Origin of the sequence: Thiomicrospira aerophila AL3 (assembly GCF_000227665.2) — a bacterium.
GTDB lineage: Bacteria > Pseudomonadota > Gammaproteobacteria > Thiomicrospirales > Thiomicrospiraceae > Thiomicrospira > Thiomicrospira aerophila.
In genome coordinates this window covers 1,214,845-1,231,000 of record NZ_CP007030.1, presented here as the reverse complement: position 1 = coordinate 1,231,000, position 16,156 = coordinate 1,214,845, and the positions used below count along the sequence as shown (strand labels likewise).

Below are 16,156 nucleotides of genomic sequence, written 5' to 3'. Positions count from 1 at the left end.
TTAATCCCCTGAATCACTTGAACTTGTGCCAGCAATATCGTTATCGCCACCACCAAAACGGCGCTCAAGGTTTTGCTGCTCATTGGCTTGTACTTGATCATCAAGCCATAAGTTATCGCGCTGCATTAAACCAGAACCTGTTTTATATTTTGCCTTCATTTGAGTAAGCGCCATCGACCACTCCGTTGTAATGTTCGGATCATCTTCTTTTTCCGGCATAGGCACTCGAAGCTTGTAGAGTTGACCGCCCTCAATTAACGCGAAAGCCTGGCCTTTGGGCAGTTTGATAACATCATGCACACCGATCATGGCAACTTCGCGTGTTGATAAACGATCTTCGTTCTTAGAAGTAAAATCTACCCCGGAGCCTGGGTCAGATGAATCACCGACACCAGATACTTGCATCAATTCGTTAATCTTGACCATGGGTAACTGATTAGTGAGCACTTCAGCTGTCATAGGCTCTTTAACGCGCATCATAATGAGGTTGTTAAAGTTACCTTGAATTTGGCCAGACTTGGCTTTAGAACCAATTCGCGCTTCAATGTCCGAGACCGTTTGAGTGTAGGCGGTTACTTGATAGCCCGAGCCACCGGCCTTGTTGATCATCGGAATAAACTGATCACCTACCAACTCGTTAAATTCATCGGCATGAATAGCCACCTTGCGTTGGCCGGTAGCTATGTCATTTGGTAAGCCAAAGCCTATACCGTGCTTATAAACAAAGCCTGATACCGACGTAAGATCGGCAAACATAGAAGCCCCCACCGCTGAGGCAACGGTCGAATCGGATAGCGCATCCAAGCCCACATAAACAACGGCGTTTTGACGAATAACCGACATCCAATCGAAAATCGGGCGCTTATCTTGAATATCCTCATAATCCGGCGCAATCAATTCAGCCACGCGACCGGTTGTAAGCTTTTCAAGTAAGGGGCCAAGTGAGGATACGATTTTGTCAAAGTAGGTACGGTCATACTTAAAGGCAGACAACAAGCCATCGAGTACCGGATCATAAAAATCAATTTGCTCAACCAACTTAAGCAAAGCAATTCCTTCAGGGTTTCGGTCTTTTAGAGCGAAGGGCAGGGTTTTAGGATCAAGATTGCCCATAATTTGCTTATAAACATTTGCCCAACCATCCGGCCCTTTTAGGGTCAGAATTTTCTTCCCATAAGCCAACAATAAAGGCTCAATGTTGTTGATGTAACGGCGAATTGATTGATAGTGCGGTTTATTGCCCAGGGCAACATCGGCCTGGATAATAATGTTGGCAAATCGCCAACCGAACTCTTTAAAAGCAGCTGAGTTGCCTTCGGAGGGTAGCGCATCAGTTAAGCGACCGGCAGGTTCTGTGATCTTTGAAAAGGTGCCAATACCGTTATAGCGAGCAGAGATTTCAGGAAAACCTAAATGGAAAGCAAAAAATGGGCGCTTGGCACGTTCTGCTTCCATTTTGCAACGCATTAACAGATCCGCGTCGCCCTTGGGATCCATGACGACGACCACATCACCCCGGCGAATATCTTGGGTAATTAAGATTTCGGCTAAACGTGTTTTACCAACTCGTGTGGCGCCCAATACCAGTATGTGACCAACCCGCTCTCCAATCGGTAAACGTATTGGATCCTCGCCTTCTGGCATCCCGACGGCATGAATCGCCGGATTGCCGCCAACCGGTGGCAGGGGTGCGACCGGATTCCAACGACTAGATGAAGACAGAATTGAAATAACAAATGCTAAAGCGCGTAAACGATCTAACTTAAATTCAATTTGTCTTGCCAGGCGGTAGAAGACATTGGGAGTTATAAATCGTTTGTTTACCGGATCGGTCGTATCAAGCAGTCGCTGGGTATGGGTTTGCGTCCATTTAAAGCCTAATCCCAAAAACAAAAACCGGTTAGACACCGGTATTTGACGTGGGCGTAACCCATAGTAGGGCAGCCTCACAAGATGACGATGATATGACCAAACAGCATAACCCTGTCTAAATCGACGCAAACCAAATAGAAATAATACCCCTGCGGAGGCATAGGCCACGCTATCGGTCATCATAATAACTGTAGGCATGGTGACTGCAATTAAAGCAAGCGTCCAAGCGGTTAAAGCTGCATAAAACTCAACCGGTGGCCTTAGTAATGCTTCGACGGGGTAGTGATTTTTAAAGATCATTGCACCACCCAGCCGTTATAGATCAAAGCAGGGTAGTGCTTTATTTCGAGTTCATCAATCAACGTACTGGCTGATGCAGGTTGAATGTACACGCCCGATGCACTCTGGATAATGTTCTTTAACCCGTCCATATCTTGAGCATGAGCAATTAAACAGACGGCTCCGTATTCTATAAGCTTAGCCGCATTTTGACGCAACCAGGCCTGGCTAAATCCATCGTCACCTACAATGCACACCGGCACATCAACACGAGCAGCCATAACACTCTCATACTGAGCAAATGGCCCGGGCTGGGCATGAGTGTTAATGGGTAATTGGTTTTGCACCATCGTGTAATAATCGACCGGCGTTACACGGTTGACCCCGGCCTGGTCTATTTGAGTGAAAACCTCGCGCACATCTAGTTTTGTGAATTTGTGTAAATGGGAAAACATGGATGTAACCGGGTAAGTTGGGCCAACTTCTGCAATTACGGGCAATTGTGCATGGGCGGCATTAAAACCAAAGCCTAGAGCGAAGCACGAGACAATAACGGATTTGTTGATTACTTTAAGCATAATGACCGGACTCCTGTATTTGATACATGATATGACGGTGGGGATTTGAAAGCAGTTCAAACTCACTAGACGGTATAACGCACTCAAATACACATCGATCATTTGCATCGTTAACTTCGATTAATAAATTCTCGATCCATCTTTGCCGAAGTAAACAGTAATAGACTTCAACAAAAAAACGCTCACTATTAAGCTCTCGATCAAAAGGATCTGCACTTAATCCGATTTGCTTAGCGACCTTATCAAGTGATGCCTTGTAGTGGCTCTTAGCGACCAAAGATAAGGTTATTAAATCTGCTGAAACTTCAAATCTACTCATAGTGTCTTAACCTCCGTATAACGCTATTAGCATAGGTGTGAGCTTTATCCTTACACCAATCCAGTTGCCAGTTTGGGCAGTGATAGCGCCCAATAGCTTCAAATGTGCCGTGCTTTGAGAAATCTAGGAGAATGTCGGAGGCTACGCGAATATTAGTGAGTGGATCGAGTGCTGACCAAAGATCGTTATTAAAACGGTCGGCATGATAAAACCAATTAACTTGCATCAATCCAACATCAACCTTAAACCCATCATTAACAGCCTGCTTGATAGCGAAGTAAGCCTCTTCTCTCGAACTATAGTAATACCCACGTCCATTGAAATTAGCCGTCCATGGGTGAGGTATTAGCGTGCCAGGCGGGGCCGATTCTTGTAATGCGATTAACCATAGTATCGAGGCATTTACTTGCTTCTCTTGTGCGACCTGATCAAATAATGATGACCAGGCTTGTTTTGGCAAAAACGCTAGAGTGACACATAGAGTTAATACTTTAAATATCGAGATCGTGGGCTTCATAGTTACCACCATTTCGACTTATGAAAGCGGTTGGGAGTGGGATCTGATAACGATCAATGTAGTCCGGGTTAGCGGCTAAGCGAATACGTCCATCAACAACAAATTGAGGTGGTATGGTACTTGTCGCAAAGCTTTGGATTAAATTGTCATCGAGCGAGTTAAAGAACACATCTAATTTGATACCGTATTTTTCAACCTGCATGATGGCTTTACGAATCGCAACATCACAGGCTAAGCACGGCTCAACAACATTCACAAAAACGGCCACAGTATCATTCTCAGTGAAGTCAATATTACGTGCTTTATTTAAGAGATTGACATCAATCATAGGCGTATTTTTGTAAAATTCGCGCTGTACCGCTGAGACTGTTCGTTGAAAAACAAGGCTGCCAGCTACATACTGATCCATACGCTGAACATACCGCAAGGCATAACGCTGACGCTCTGTTTCGGAGCGTGCATAAATCCCCAATAATTCTAGTGGAGTAGGTTCCACCTGATATTGCCCAAGTGCTTGTGCAATGGGCTTGAGCAACTTATAACGCTCCCACTCTTCATCGGTTAGATCCCAATACTCTTGTAAAATGGCATCCAGGCTCAACCCTGTAGGACTCGACTGATGATCTTGTGTTGAGTTAATAAAAACTGATTGATCTTGTGTGCTTGTGCTTGCAGATACACTACCCAGAGGTAAAATCAGGGCGGCACAGGTTATTAGGTAGGGAAGGCGCATATTACCCTCCTATTTCCGCAGTAATACGCTCATTGCTCAGTAATGAACGCCAGACAATTGAGTGGCTGTTAAGTGCTTCAATTTGCCAATTTGCCACGGTATCACCCACATAAAACATCCTAATAGCTGCTCTATCATTAACAAGCACCGCCTGGCGTCCTTGCCATATTGCTGATGATAATGTTTTGGGAGGTGAGGGCTGTACAACTCGGGTTTGCTCAGATGTTTTAGCTGATCTAGCTGTATCTGATACTTTTTGATCAAGACTTTGTACAAGCTTTTTGATGTCATCAAGTTCGGCGACGACTAATTGAGATTGCTCAGATTGTGAATTGATAACACCCTCTAAGCTATCAACTCGTTGATTGACTTGATTAATCTGCCTGTTAAGTTGTTCGGATAGATTATTGACTTGATTTAAAGCATCAAGCAGGTCATTTACTTGACTATTAAGCTGATCAAATTCATCCACTGGAGCGATTTCAGATACAAATTCAGTGGCATTGGTAATGTCAATATCTTGCTTGGGCACAACACCAGCAGCAGGTAATAATGATTTTTGATCATCACTAATGACACTTGAGTTTAGTGCGTCAATCACTTCAGCCGGTGTTGCTGCTTGATTTAATCCCAGTTGATCACTCACGGACTTATAAAGCATATAGCCACCTACGCCCACAGCAATAAAAATAATACCAATGAACGCAAAAGCGACCTTGGAGTTACTATTCTTAGCGGTTTCAGTTGGGTTAAGATGATTTGCAGGCGCTTCAGTTTCACCTGGCAGTGGTGGCAGTGATTGAAGGGTAGTTGTGTTTGGGTCTTGCATAACGATTCCTCATGAGTGTTATTCATGAGGAATGATTACATAACTTTTTTACTAGACAGCTATTCTAAAAAACAAGAAAAATTTTTTAGAATTAGTAGGGCAGACCCTGCCTCTCTGTTTCAAGTTCTACTATCTTGGCATCTGTTTGTCTTATTTCACCAGGGATAGCGTTAAGCCGGGATTCGGCATGGCTAATTTGCTGATTAATATTTGCCAATTGGCCATTTAATCTTGATCGATTTGTTTGAAGGTTATTGATAAATCCAACAAGACTGTTTCGTTGCTGATTGAGTTCTTCAAGCTCAGCTTCATCGTCAGTGTTGCTTATTTGTTCATCTAAGTCACTCAATTGCCTGTTAGCGTTGTTAATTCTTCTCGTTAAGTCTGCAATCTCATTTTGTAATTGAGTCTGTTGAGATTGAAGACCAGGCAGATTATTGTAGTGTTGGGTGTACTCGGCATGTAAAGCATCCCTTTTTTGGTTATTAACGATAATCTGCGTTTCAAGATATTCAATTCTTTCATGTAATTCACCACGCTCTCGCTCCATATCATCTATAGAATCATCATACTTTTGATCGGTTGATGAGGCTGAACCAGCTGACACCAAGCCGACGGCACCTACAGCAGCAGAGCCTGCCACGACTTGTGACCCGACACCAGAGCCAGTAGAGCCATCCCCCGAACCACTTGATCCACCAGAATCATCCCCCGAACCACCTGACCCTCCCGAGCCAAAAGTTAAACAAACCCTTGGTATTGAAATAGTTGTTAAATGCCTGCCACCACTGGGCCAGCAGCAAGCATATTTTTGCCAATAGTTATAAGCATATTGTTGTCTTTCGGATTGACGATTATTGTTATAACGCATCACGTCAGTAATACCAGTATTAAACCATTGATTATCGGCACCAAATGCACGGCAAATATTATCTTTGCGTGGTGAAACCATCTGCCATCTTGCTGTTTTTTCATTTGATCCAACAGGTTGATTCACATTACCATGATTGGGCGCAATGTTAGCGTCTGATCCTGGGTTTGCACTGCCAATTTGATTCCTAAAATTGATGCCTACATTCTCTGCAAAACTATCTTGGGATCCCGGGTTAAAAGGATTAAAGCTACCGCCGCCGGATCGGGGCGATACGTACAAGTGGCCGCCGCCGCCAGCTAAAACAATATCGACGGCTCTTTGTGCAACCACAGCTGATGCTTTAATGTCATTACCTTGCGCTGTAAAGCCCTGTCTGGGTTGTACAGCACCCCAAGTATTACCAAATGGGTTTGTTGGAGTCATAGAGCCAATTTCGCGTCGTCCGGGCGTCCAAGCATCAAGTGTGAAAATATCGGATATACCGGTTCTCCAAGCAAACGCATCAAAGGCGGAAGAATAGTAGGGTGTAAAGGGCCTAACGCGGGTAGGGCATGTATATTCACTCATGGCATCTGACATGATCAATACTGGGTTGCCAATAACATTGGCTTCTTTGAAGTTGGTGATTTTATCTCTGTTTGTATCTGGTACGGCGAGAGAACCTGCACCGGTACTACCAGGATTTCGTGATGATAAAACGGCTGAAATTATAGATGATTGAGCTGATAACGCCTCGTTCTCAACAGCCTCCATAGCCATTCTAAACTCGTTATAGGGATTCTCTGAAGGCCGATTTTGCACAGTAACTAAAAAATCTGGCCAATAGTGCTCAACTCTAGGCGTGGTTACTATTGTGCATGATGGTGGAAAAGCTGAGGAACGCAAAAACACACAAATACCGACAAAGCAATATTCTACACACTGATCGGTAAGCCAAGCTTCAAAGAGGGTATCAGTCGAAAATGTATTTGATTTTGCAGGACTTGTTACTAATATTGAAAATAATGCAACACAGGCTTTTTGCTTCAACTTTTTCATGATCACAGGCCTTATTTATTACAACCAAGAACCTCAATTTCAACAACACGCTGCTGGGCATAAGGTAAATCATGTTTTTCATCAACATGCCCCATGCCTTTAACAGATAGGATCTGAGGTTTTAGCCCCATGTCTTCAATTTGATTGGCAACTGACAACGCTCTTTGAAGAGAAATGGTCATTTTTGCTTCATCTGAACCAATAGGATCAGAAAACCCTCGGATATTGATTTTGGCATCTGGATTAAGTCTCAAATCAGACACCAAGGCGTCTATCAAAGTTTTATGCCTTGGTTGCAGTGCTACGGAATTTGTGTCGAAATGAAGTGGTATAAACGATTTAACTTGGTTGGCAAAACAGCCGGTAGATTCTACGCCATCTAAAAAATGGCGGTATTCATCGCGTAACTCAAAACTAATTGTCCTAAGCACGGGATTAATATTTATCATCCATTGCTCACCGGCCAATACCTCTAATGCTTGAATTAACTGCATAGGCCCGATCTGACGATGTACCGCCGGAACCGGCTGATTAAAAAGTTGGTGGATATTGGGATCTTGCTCGCTTGATAAGCGGTAGCCGGATTCAGATAACAAAACCGTATAGGCATCACCAATACGATTAATTTCTCTAGGCAGGGTTAGATGGATAACGCTACTAAGCAGGTTAGTTTGGTAGGGTGCAGGGCCGGGTGTCGCAGATGTGTAACGACCAATCCGTTCATCCGCAAATACAAGTGAGGCATTGGATGCAATCAGGGCGGCAAGTAATGCAGTTTTAATTTTCATGGCATAAATCCGTAAGGTAATTAATCTCACTTTGCATAATGCCATTATTTAAAAGATAGACATCAAATCTAAAAAATCAAAATATTTTTTTAGATTTTTGCCCGGCGCACCATAAAAAAACCGGCTAAAAAGCCGGTTTAAGATTAAGCAACAGATTCAAACAAAGCCGGTTGATGTTCATCGACCAGTTTGTTGACATAACGCACCGCTCGCGCTGCATCCTGTGCTGCTTTAAATATTGCTTTGGGATCATTTTTTAAAACCTTGATCCAGTCAGCGATGTAATGAATGTGATCTTCGCGCACTTCACGCTCCAAGCCCATTTCAGCCATCTTGAATGATGCTGATAATTCAGCCACCAATTCTTCAAAAGCGTATTTAGAAGAGCCAAAACGATCAAAGTTCACAATTCCCTCACGGGCATTACGAGACTGATGCCCCGTCCAATGCCCGATTTCGTGAAAAATTGTTGAGTAGTAGCCTAATTCAGACTTAAACTTTTCACGCTGAGGCATGACTACCTGATCCAGCCCCGGCGCATAATGCGCCGAAACTCCTTTATGTATCAGTTTGAGAGGATCTGTAGAAGACTGCAACATCCTTACAAACTCTTCAGCCTCTTGGATAGGCTCAAATCCATCCCCTAGACCATGTGCCAATGTTTGATTCACTGGCTCATACATTTCATCGGGTAGATCACTAATTTGCTCCACATTAAAATAGGGCGCAAAGCGATATGACCAAATAATTGGTTCACCGGCTTCCATAGCTTCATGAAGCTGATTGCCTTCAGGCGAAATCAATTTCTTTTTGCCATCAACCAAAACCTCAAGAAAAGGTCGAAGCCAGAACACTAGCGTTGACTTTGACCCTTTATCGATCTTGCCGCCAAGTTCATTCGCTTGTTTCATGGTTAACCATTTATTGGTTTCAAAGCCATGCTCAACCATGCTCATAGAGCAAAGAAGTTGAGAAATACCCACTAAACGACGACCGGTTTTAGCATTGATTGCCACGGATTTCATGCGAACCCATGGCAACTCAAAAGAGCCATCAACACCCGCTTCAAGCGCAGCAACAATTTGATCAGTAACTTTTTGAAAAACTTTATCCATAGACATGATGTATCTCCTAATTTGAAAAACAAAAAAAGGGGATACAGCGAACCCCACAGGGATGATGTATCCCCATGGGGTTAAAAATAGAATTGTAAGCATGACTGCACGATCCAGGGGATCGTTACCGGCTAACGCAGTCGAGGGCCGGTAATGGGTGCTTGCAATGCAAGCCTAAGTTCCACAACGTGGATCCTTACATCAAATGATTTTAATACTAAATCGCTTAATGTAAAGACCCACACCGAAGTGTGGGTTGTGGGTTAGTTAGGACAGCAAGATGTTTCGCCAGACATAAACGCCACCCAATGCGCTGCTTTTGCTAGTGAGCTAAAACGGGCATGGACTTTCTCATTTACAAGAACTTCGTGAGTTAGTCCGTGTGCAAACTCACTTACTTCCTGAATGTGGAATTTTGGCTGCTGGTAGTTTTTGTGTTGCCACAAAACCTTACCGGTTGTCACGTCTTGCAACTTAACAATGCAATGATCCAGCAGGGCGGGGCCGCCGCATTCATCATCAGCTACAAGAATAGGCACTTTTAACAAGCCACCAGAGCGACTTACACGCCCCACCGTGTCATATTCCTCCAGCCAATCTCGACCGGATTCATAGTCACCATAAAAAATGCGTATTTTTTCTTCAGACTTGCGATAGCCCTCAAGAATACTCTGCACTTTCTTTGGTGTTCTGTATTTATAGAAAGTGGTTTTCAGTCCACCCTTCTCTCGCAGCACCTTCATTGTTGCTTGGTATTCAGAATACTGCTCAATGGTTCCAATCTCTGAATCCAATGGAGCATTGAGACCAAGCTTTTTTTTGACTTGAATCAGGTCTTCATAAACATTCGTAAAACCTTGACAGGTTACGCCATAGTCGTTTTTGATTACAAACAGTTTTTGCTCGTTATTGATTGTGATATTCATTGGTGTATCTCCTAATTTTTGAAAGAAAAAAGGGGATACACCGAACCCCACAGGGATGTTGTATCCCCACAGGGTAAAATTAATTAGCTATTGAAATTTAACGCCATCCACTAGACCAACCTGCCTAGCTTGATGAAGCAATACTTCACTAACCTTGCGAAGTTTAAGCTCCTGAACCAAGCGCTGCATGTTGGTTTTAGGATCATAAGGCAGTTCAATTGATTCAAGCTCTACAGTGCCATTAATCAATCCAACGTGCATGATGGGTTCTGACTTATAAAATTTGGCTACAAATAGATGCTTTTGAAATCTCCATTGAAGCCTTATACCCAGATCATCAGCACAAATTTGATTTGCGATGGCTTTTGAAACAAAGTTTTCTACTTGGTTAATGGTAACTAGCATGGTGTCTCTCCTGATTTTAAACAAAAAAAGGGGATACACCGAACCCCACAGGGATGATGTATCCCCATGGGGTTAAAAATAGAATTGTAAGCATGACTGCACGATCCAAGGGATCGTTACCGGCTAACGCAGTCGAGGGCCAGTAAAGGGTGCTTGCAATGCAAGCCTAAGTTCCACAACGTGGATCCTTACATCAAATGATTTTAATACCAAATCGCTTAATGTAAAGACCCACACCGAAGTGTGGGTTGTGGTCATATTTCGCCTGCTTGGGCCATTGAGTGCCATAGCCCATGATGGCCGACAATAATGTGATCGAGCAGTTTTACTTCAATAAGCTCCATCGCATCTTTGACAATCCGCGTCATGTTAATGTCACTTTTTGATGGATTAGCTTTGCCTGATGGGTGGTTATGCGCTATCACAATTGCAGCCGCATTTAACTCCAAGGCCTTTTTAGCGATCTCCCGTGGGTGAACGCTTGCTTGATTTATAGTTCCTGAAAACAGTCTTTGAACATCAATCATGATGTGCTGTTGATTCAAAAAAAGAACTTCAAAATGCTCTCTTTCTTCTCCCACTAACCTAGTTTTAAATAACTCAGCGGATAACTCCGGCGAGTTAAACACTTCATCACTAGCATTTGATGCCATAAGCGCATAGATTGCCTCAGCTTCTTTTAAGATGGCTTTTTGCTGGCTAGATAATTTAAACATGGCATATCTCCTGATTTGAAAAATAAAAAAGGGGATACACCGAACCCCACAGGGATGATGTATCCCCATGGGGTAAAAAATTGAATTGTAAGCATGACTGCACGATCCGAGGGATCGTTACCGGCTAACGCAGTCGAGGGCCGGTGATGGGTGCTTGCAATGCAAGCCTAAGTTCCACAACGTGGATCCTTACATCAAATGATTGTAATACCAAATCGCTTAATGTAAAGACCCATACATAAGTATGGGTTGTGGTTTTACTCGTTTAACAACAAGGTTGCTCGCCGCGCTCGAAATCGTAGAGTGAACTTGAAAATCCATCTATATTTCTGACATAGACTGTAAAAAACTCTGCATCCATTGGATCTTCGACGGATTCAATAAAATCAGAGCCATCAACAACTATTTTCACGCAACCACCAGTGTAAATCTCACCGATTTTATTAACCGGCTTAGTGATTTTTCTATGAAGGTTATTGATTATTTCGTCATGAGAAAATTGACGGCGAACAGCATAAGTACCCATGTCGTCACCGTCATCATCCCAAACATATTCAAATATTTCTCCAAGCTTTAAATCAGATTGAATAGCAGCCACATCTTGACCAATCAGGCCATGAAGTGCGTGATTGACAAGTCTTTGACGCTCATCATCACCATCTATAAAATCCAAGTTATTTAAAGTCACACCATCAATCATGTAAACAGTATCCATGAAAGGATTTCCTGCAAATGTCTCAGACCAAAAATGTACGATTCCGGTGAATTTTTGGTCTGCAATTAAACCCACTGCATGTCTATGCAAAAGATGGGGCTTGTTAGAATTAAAAGCAATTTCGTTGAGTATGAAATTATCAGTTTTCATGGCATATCTCCAAATTTTAAAAATAAAAAAGGGGATACACCGACCCATAGGGATAATGTATCCCCGTGGGTAAGGTTTGAATGACTGACCTTGCAGGTGAATTTAAAAACCTACTAAGGATTCATCCTCAGCGGCAGACTCTAAACCACTGCAAAATTGAAAGGTTATTACCAACCCTGGTAATAGTGAAGAAGTGCATCTTCTACACTAACATCAAACATATCGGCTTTTTTTTCCATCTCGCTTAAAAGCTCTATTGCTTCATCCCCTTGGAAGAAATAGGAGTGCTCCTCATTCATTCTTGAGACAATTGAGACGTAGGGTAGGATGTTATTTATCTCAACAACAACACCATCACACCGTTCTGCTTGACCAGATTTTAAAATATCCGCTTTAAAAGACAATTTATCCATTTGTGTATCTCCGATTTTAAAACAAAAAAGGGGATACACGGATCCCATGGGGATGATGTATCCCCATGGGCTTGTTAATTTGATTAATTACACATCGAAGACAAGTAGTCTTCGATTGTAGAGGCGTTACCGGACATGAGCACATTGCCGCACTCATCTTCAACCTCGAAGTGCTGTTCACCATCACCCCAATAACCGTAATCGATTTTAATCGGATGAAGCCATAGATCTTTAAGACCATATTGCTCCATTGAAACCGGTTGGGTAGCTGATTTAAAAACTAATTCAAAACTTGACATGGCATATCTCCAAATTAATAAAAAAGGGATACACCGCCCCATAGGGAAAGTGCATCCCTAGAAGGGTTAATTAAATGAATTGTAATCATGACTGCACGACCTATGGGATCGTTACCGGCTAACGCAGTCGAGGGCCGGTGATGGGTGCTTGCAATGCAAGCCTTTTGTGCTCAGTTGAGCCACAAAACCTAAATAACTTACCGCGTGACCCTGGTAAAAGGGTCACGAAGAAAATCATTTAAAAGCATTTTTTGCGAATCATCATCCCTAAATCATCGCTATCATTGAGAAAATTATGTCGAGGCGCTTATGCACTAAGGGGCAGCCAGGCAACAGATAGACTGCATATCTGTGTAGAGGCCAAAGGCCTTATTTAAGCAAGTCAGCTTAAATAAGGCCTCTATGCAACACACAGCCTGCATAAACGCTAAATAGGGGTGGAGAGCAAGCTCTCCTAGCAATATCCAACTGGATGTGAAGAGAAAGTGCAGTTCCAATGTATCTTTCTCAGAAGTGACACCACCCAAAAAAAGGGCTGAAGCTTGCAGGTGTCGTGACGCTTCAAGGGTGCCAGCAATGCTGGCCTTTTGCGCTCAACGAGCAACAAAACCGGTTAAAAACGCTATTACTTTGTATTTTACACAAAAAACACAAATCAATAATGTTCTGACCCAAAAATAAAAAGGGGCGACCGATTGGCCGCCACTTGTGAAATGTACTATCCTTTTTTTTCTAGGCTATACTCAAAAACAATGTTCTCAAATGAACATTCTCCGCGACAAATAGTGATTGCAAGCAGTTTGGCACGGTGTTCATCTAAACCATATTGATTAATAAAAAGCATCATGGTGTTGTGTTTACAGGTGTTATACGTGCTTCGCCACTGCCCACCAATGCGTCGATCATATAAATCGACAAGCTTGCCAATTAAGGGGCCTGCCAACTCCACGACCGCTAAATTACGTTTGCACAAGTGATTGGTAATCCAGCGGCGATTAAACTCTGACTCGGTGAGCCATTTTTTAGTCGGTTTTAAACCACGCACAAGTTCACCATTAACTTCAACCAGCGTGTCCATATCACATTCTAACAACCGGTAAGAGTGCGAGCCATCATCGTTTAATTTTGCTTCAAAATAAGCCTCTTTATGACCACCTTGAAGTAAATCAATTGGCTCCCATACGGGTAAATAGGTTTTTTTATTCATAACACACCTCAAAATAAAAAAGGGGTGCCAACCCACCAGGGGTAACACCCCTGATGGGAAAAAAAGAAAATCAAACCGTGATCCAATCTTCAGCGCCATCGGCATCATTACCACCAACTGCCAAAAGTATCTGATCCTTAGATACAGCATAAGTACCGGGTCGCCACTCATAAGGGAAGGGCGGTTCATCAATAGTCCAGCCAGTGACTCGACCTTCAAAGATCAGTACCTCACCATATATGCGCTCACCTTGTTGTTCAAACCAGTGCTCAACATAATGCTTAGCTATACTGTTTAACTCTTTTACAAGTAATTCACGATAGTCCATAAACAACCTCCATTCATATAAAAAAAGGAACCGAAGTTCCTTTTTTGTGATTAAGCCGCTAAAACCCATGAAGCTAATTCACGATTCCAACGGTATCCATTAGCTTTCAGTTCATCTTTTTTTGCCATAAAGTTTGGATCATTTTTATCCAACTTCACAACATCCAAAAACTCGCCTTCAAAGTTTGCCGGTGCAACAACAGGTTGTTGAGCCGGAGCCTGCTGCCGAACCTGAGCAACTGGCGCTGGTTGTGTGACTGGAGCCACTGTTCGCGCTCTAGGAGCTTGTGCAACAGGTTGTTGAACAGGCGCTTGATGGCGAACCTGATCAACTGGAATATCGTTGTCTTGATCAGCATTTTCACGCTTAAAAACAACATCACCATCGACCTTTAATTGGTTTAACCCAATTAGTCGGCCTTTAATACCGGCTGCAAGTGAACCATCACGCTTTTTGTAAGTTTGAGCGAAAATGTCACCGACAATGGCTACAGCCATAACTTTAGAGTCGCCATTAATAGCGTCTTGATATTGAGTCAAAATCTCTAAGACATCATCGTTGCGAATAACGCAATCGATATAAGTTGTTTCAACCTCATCAACATGGCCTCGCAAAAAACCAAGTGTTACCGAGTAGAAGGTATCTTTACGAGTTGAAACTGCTCTAAAACGATTAACGTAACACAAACCTTTTGTATGCAAGTTAAAGTAGTCATTAGAGTTTTGAACAGCATTTTGATTAACAGTAGTCATGATATATCTCCTAAGATATTAAAAATAAAAAAGGGATACACCACGACCCACAAGGGAGTGATATATCCCTTATGGGTAAAAATTTGAATTAAACATGGTCTCCGCAAATGCGTGTCAGCGAATGAGACCGGGGGCTGACGTGGGTGCCAACAATGTTGGCATTTGTGTGATCAAAGATCACTCAAAACAAATTTAAATGTATATAAAAAACATCGATTTGTCAAACATTCCACGCCAGAACAACCATGAAATATGACTTTGGGCCAAAACTTTAGTAGTCCGATTAAAACCTGAGCCAGCACGCCAAAAAATTGTGTTGTAGCATCAAAAAATAGCCAGTCATGCTTATAAATTTGGGGCAAGTAGAAGGCAAGCTAGTACCCAATTACATCAAATAACCTGACAAATATTGCTTTGAAACAGCCTAATCAATAAAGGGCTATTTGTAATCTGAGGTTGGAATCCCTAAAATTAGTTTTAATTTAAAACCTAACTGTTTTGTGCATAAGCTGGTTGAATTGTTTCCTCTATGGTATAATTTACTTATAATTTATTTTTCAACATATGAAGTTTTTTATGAAGATGAAGTTTTTAAGCGCGGCTGTATTAAGTGCCGCAATGTTTGTATCACCCGTTCATGCGGACTTTAATGCTGGACTTTTTGCGGCTCAAACAGGTGATTACGCAACCGCTTTAAAAGAATGGACGCCTTTAGCCGAAAAAGGGGATGCCGATGCGCAATACAATCTTGGGATGATGTATGCCAATGGTCTCGGCGTGCGGCAGGATGATCAAAAGGCCGTTGAATGGTTCACCAAAGCTGCTAATCAAGGGGTTGCCGGTGCGCAATTCAATCTTGGGGTGGCGTATACCAATGGTCGCGGCGTGCGGCAGGATGATCAAAAAGCCGTTGAATGGTACACCAAAGCTGCTAATCAAGGGGATGCCGGTGCGCAATTCAATCTTGGGGTGATGTATGCCAATGGTCGCGGCGTGCGGCAGAGCGATGCTACAGCCAAAGAGTGGTTTGGTAAAGCCTGTGACAATGGGGATCAAGGTGGCTGTAATAACTATGCTATATTAAATAGAAGGTAGCATATTCAACAACGTTTCTTACCTATACGCATGTTAAGAACCGCGAGGAACAAAAGTCTGAAATGGATCATCAAAAACGAGCTAGAGAAGCCAAAGAAAGAGCTTCACAAGGCGGTAATTTTTAAAGTTTTAATTGTAGAAATCAAAGTTTAGGGCGAAGATGGCTTCTAGCCCTAAATCACCAAGTTTCCAACCTTAGAATGCAAAT

At 42.7% G+C, this 16,156-nt stretch carries 19 protein-coding genes; 1 reads left to right on the top strand and 18 read right to left on the bottom strand.

Features of this window, described 5'->3' with window-relative positions; all coding sequences use genetic code 11:
* From traD to THIAE_RS05890, 18 genes are all read right to left on the bottom strand, one after another.
* Nucleotides 1–2,172 (bottom strand): type IV conjugative transfer system coupling protein TraD, encoded by a 2,172-nt coding sequence (gene traD, locus THIAE_RS05975; protein WP_006460503.1) that lies wholly within the window; start codon nt 2,170–2,172, stop codon nt 1–3.
* Nucleotides 2,169–2,729, bottom strand: coding sequence for a PFL_4695 family integrating conjugative element protein (locus THIAE_RS10595; protein WP_006460502.1), 561 nt, complete (start codon nt 2,727–2,729; stop codon nt 2,169–2,171). The genes traD and THIAE_RS10595 overlap by 4 nt, the downstream gene beginning before the upstream one ends.
* A complete protein-coding gene (locus tag THIAE_RS10810; RefSeq protein WP_006460501.1) occupies nt 2,722–3,048 on the bottom strand; it encodes a hypothetical protein in 327 nt (108 codons plus the stop codon). Before THIAE_RS10810 ends, THIAE_RS10595 begins: the two co-directional genes overlap by 8 nt.
* Nucleotides 3,041–3,565 (bottom strand): transglycosylase SLT domain-containing protein, encoded by a 525-nt coding sequence (locus THIAE_RS10590; protein ID WP_006460500.1) that lies wholly within the window; start codon nt 3,563–3,565, stop codon nt 3,041–3,043. Before THIAE_RS10590 ends, THIAE_RS10810 begins: the two co-directional genes overlap by 8 nt.
* On the bottom strand, nt 3,540–4,298 hold the full coding sequence (locus THIAE_RS05955) for a hypothetical protein (protein WP_006460499.1): 759 nt from the start codon (nt 4,296–4,298) through the stop codon (nt 3,540–3,542). The genes THIAE_RS10590 and THIAE_RS05955 overlap by 26 nt, the downstream gene beginning before the upstream one ends.
* Nucleotide 4,299: 1 nt before the next feature.
* Nucleotides 4,300–5,127 carry an Mce/MlaD family protein gene (locus THIAE_RS05950; protein WP_006460498.1) on the bottom strand — a complete coding sequence of 276 codons (828 nt, stop codon included), beginning with the start codon at nt 5,125–5,127 and terminating at the stop codon, nt 4,300–4,302.
* Nucleotides 5,128–5,218: 91 nt separating this feature from the next.
* A complete protein-coding gene (locus THIAE_RS05945; RefSeq protein ID WP_006460497.1) occupies nt 5,219–7,039 on the bottom strand; it encodes a TraU family protein in 1,821 nt (606 codons plus the stop codon).
* 11 nt (nt 7,040–7,050) lie between these two features.
* A complete protein-coding gene (pilL2, locus tag THIAE_RS10585; protein WP_006460496.1) occupies nt 7,051–7,827 on the bottom strand; it encodes a PFGI-1 class ICE element type IV pilus protein PilL2 in 777 nt (258 codons plus the stop codon).
* Between the two features lie 143 nt (nt 7,828–7,970).
* On the bottom strand, nt 7,971–8,948 hold the full coding sequence (locus THIAE_RS05935; protein WP_006460495.1) for an ArdC family protein: 978 nt from the start codon (nt 8,946–8,948) through the stop codon (nt 7,971–7,973).
* A gap of 257 nt (nt 8,949–9,205) precedes the next feature.
* Complete coding sequence (locus tag THIAE_RS05930) at nt 9,206–9,868, bottom strand: hypothetical protein (protein WP_006460494.1); 663 nt, start codon at nt 9,866–9,868, stop codon at nt 9,206–9,208.
* An 87-nt stretch (nt 9,869–9,955) separates the two neighbouring features.
* The gene (locus tag THIAE_RS05925; RefSeq protein ID WP_006460493.1) at nt 9,956–10,273 is read right to left on the bottom strand and encodes an RNA-binding protein; all 318 of its coding nucleotides are present in this window, start codon (nt 10,271–10,273) and stop codon (nt 9,956–9,958) included.
* Between the two features lie 254 nt (nt 10,274–10,527).
* Nucleotides 10,528–10,989 (bottom strand): RadC family protein, encoded by a 462-nt coding sequence (gene radC / locus THIAE_RS05920; RefSeq protein ID WP_006460492.1) that lies wholly within the window; start codon nt 10,987–10,989, stop codon nt 10,528–10,530.
* A 265-nt stretch (nt 10,990–11,254) separates the two neighbouring features.
* The gene (locus THIAE_RS05915) at nt 11,255–11,854 is read right to left on the bottom strand and encodes a hypothetical protein (protein ID WP_006460491.1); all 600 of its coding nucleotides are present in this window, start codon (nt 11,852–11,854) and stop codon (nt 11,255–11,257) included.
* Between the two features lie 167 nt (nt 11,855–12,021).
* Nucleotides 12,022–12,267, bottom strand: a complete 246-nt coding sequence (locus THIAE_RS05910) for a hypothetical protein (protein WP_006460490.1) — start codon at nt 12,265–12,267, stop codon at nt 12,022–12,024.
* A gap of 83 nt (nt 12,268–12,350) precedes the next feature.
* Nucleotides 12,351–12,566, bottom strand: coding sequence for a hypothetical protein (locus THIAE_RS05905; RefSeq protein ID WP_006460489.1), 216 nt, complete (start codon nt 12,564–12,566; stop codon nt 12,351–12,353).
* Nucleotides 12,567–13,284: 718 nt separating this feature from the next.
* On the bottom strand, nt 13,285–13,773 hold the full coding sequence (locus THIAE_RS05900; protein ID WP_006460488.1) for a hypothetical protein: 489 nt from the start codon (nt 13,771–13,773) through the stop codon (nt 13,285–13,287).
* Between the two features lie 70 nt (nt 13,774–13,843).
* Entirely contained in the window at nt 13,844–14,101 is a 258-nt protein-coding gene (locus THIAE_RS05895) for a hypothetical protein (RefSeq protein ID WP_006460487.1), read from the bottom strand.
* A gap of 50 nt (nt 14,102–14,151) precedes the next feature.
* Nucleotides 14,152–14,853, bottom strand: a complete 702-nt coding sequence (locus tag THIAE_RS05890; protein WP_006460486.1) for a DUF3577 domain-containing protein — start codon at nt 14,851–14,853, stop codon at nt 14,152–14,154.
* A 576-nt stretch (nt 14,854–15,429) separates the two neighbouring features.
* On the opposite strand from THIAE_RS05890, the gene THIAE_RS05885 reads away from it, so the two are divergent.
* Nucleotides 15,430–15,948, top strand: coding sequence for a tetratricopeptide repeat protein (locus tag THIAE_RS05885; RefSeq protein ID WP_025299341.1), 519 nt, complete (start codon nt 15,430–15,432; stop codon nt 15,946–15,948).
* The last annotated feature ends 208 nt before the right edge of the window (nt 15,949–16,156 follow it).

Excerpts from the sequence above, each read along its gene's own strand:
- THIAE_RS05945 (WP_006460497.1), bottom strand. The coding sequence starts at position 7,039 with ATGAAAAAGTTGAAGCAAAAAGCCTGTGTTGCATTATTTTCAATATTA.
- THIAE_RS10810 (WP_006460501.1), bottom strand. The coding sequence starts at position 3,048 with ATGAGTAGATTTGAAGTTTCAGCAGATTTAATAACCTTATCTTTGGTC.
- THIAE_RS05900 (WP_006460488.1), bottom strand. The coding sequence starts at position 13,773 with ATGAATAAAAAAACCTATTTACCCGTATGGGAGCCAATTGATTTACTT.
- radC (WP_006460492.1), bottom strand. The coding sequence starts at position 10,989 with ATGTTTAAATTATCTAGCCAGCAAAAAGCCATCTTAAAAGAAGCTGAG.
- traD (WP_006460503.1), bottom strand. The coding sequence starts at position 2,172 with ATGATCTTTAAAAATCACTACCCCGTCGAAGCATTACTAAGGCCACCG.
- THIAE_RS05935 (WP_006460495.1), bottom strand. The coding sequence starts at position 8,948 with ATGTCTATGGATAAAGTTTTTCAAAAAGTTACTGATCAAATTGTTGCT.
- THIAE_RS05905 (WP_006460489.1), bottom strand. The coding sequence starts at position 12,566 with ATGTCAAGTTTTGAATTAGTTTTTAAATCAGCTACCCAACCGGTTTCA.
- THIAE_RS05925 (WP_006460493.1), bottom strand. The coding sequence starts at position 10,273 with ATGCTAGTTACCATTAACCAAGTAGAAAACTTTGTTTCAAAAGCCATC.
- THIAE_RS05950 (WP_006460498.1), bottom strand. The coding sequence starts at position 5,127 with ATGCAAGACCCAAACACAACTACCCTTCAATCACTGCCACCACTGCCA.
- THIAE_RS05955 (WP_006460499.1), bottom strand. The coding sequence starts at position 4,298 with ATGCGCCTTCCCTACCTAATAACCTGTGCCGCCCTGATTTTACCTCTG.
- pilL2 (WP_006460496.1), bottom strand. The coding sequence starts at position 7,827 with ATGAAAATTAAAACTGCATTACTTGCCGCCCTGATTGCATCCAATGCC.
- THIAE_RS05885 (WP_025299341.1), top strand. The coding sequence starts at position 15,430 with ATGAAGATGAAGTTTTTAAGCGCGGCTGTATTAAGTGCCGCAATGTTT.
- THIAE_RS05915 (WP_006460491.1), bottom strand. The coding sequence starts at position 11,854 with ATGAAAACTGATAATTTCATACTCAACGAAATTGCTTTTAATTCTAAC.
- THIAE_RS05910 (WP_006460490.1), bottom strand. The coding sequence starts at position 12,267 with ATGGATAAATTGTCTTTTAAAGCGGATATTTTAAAATCTGGTCAAGCA.
- THIAE_RS05890 (WP_006460486.1), bottom strand. The coding sequence starts at position 14,853 with ATGACTACTGTTAATCAAAATGCTGTTCAAAACTCTAATGACTACTTT.
- THIAE_RS10595 (WP_006460502.1), bottom strand. The coding sequence starts at position 2,729 with ATGCTTAAAGTAATCAACAAATCCGTTATTGTCTCGTGCTTCGCTCTA.
- THIAE_RS05895 (WP_006460487.1), bottom strand. The coding sequence starts at position 14,101 with ATGGACTATCGTGAATTACTTGTAAAAGAGTTAAACAGTATAGCTAAG.
- THIAE_RS10590 (WP_006460500.1), bottom strand. The coding sequence starts at position 3,565 with ATGAAGCCCACGATCTCGATATTTAAAGTATTAACTCTATGTGTCACT.
- THIAE_RS05930 (WP_006460494.1), bottom strand. The coding sequence starts at position 9,868 with ATGAATATCACAATCAATAACGAGCAAAAACTGTTTGTAATCAAAAAC.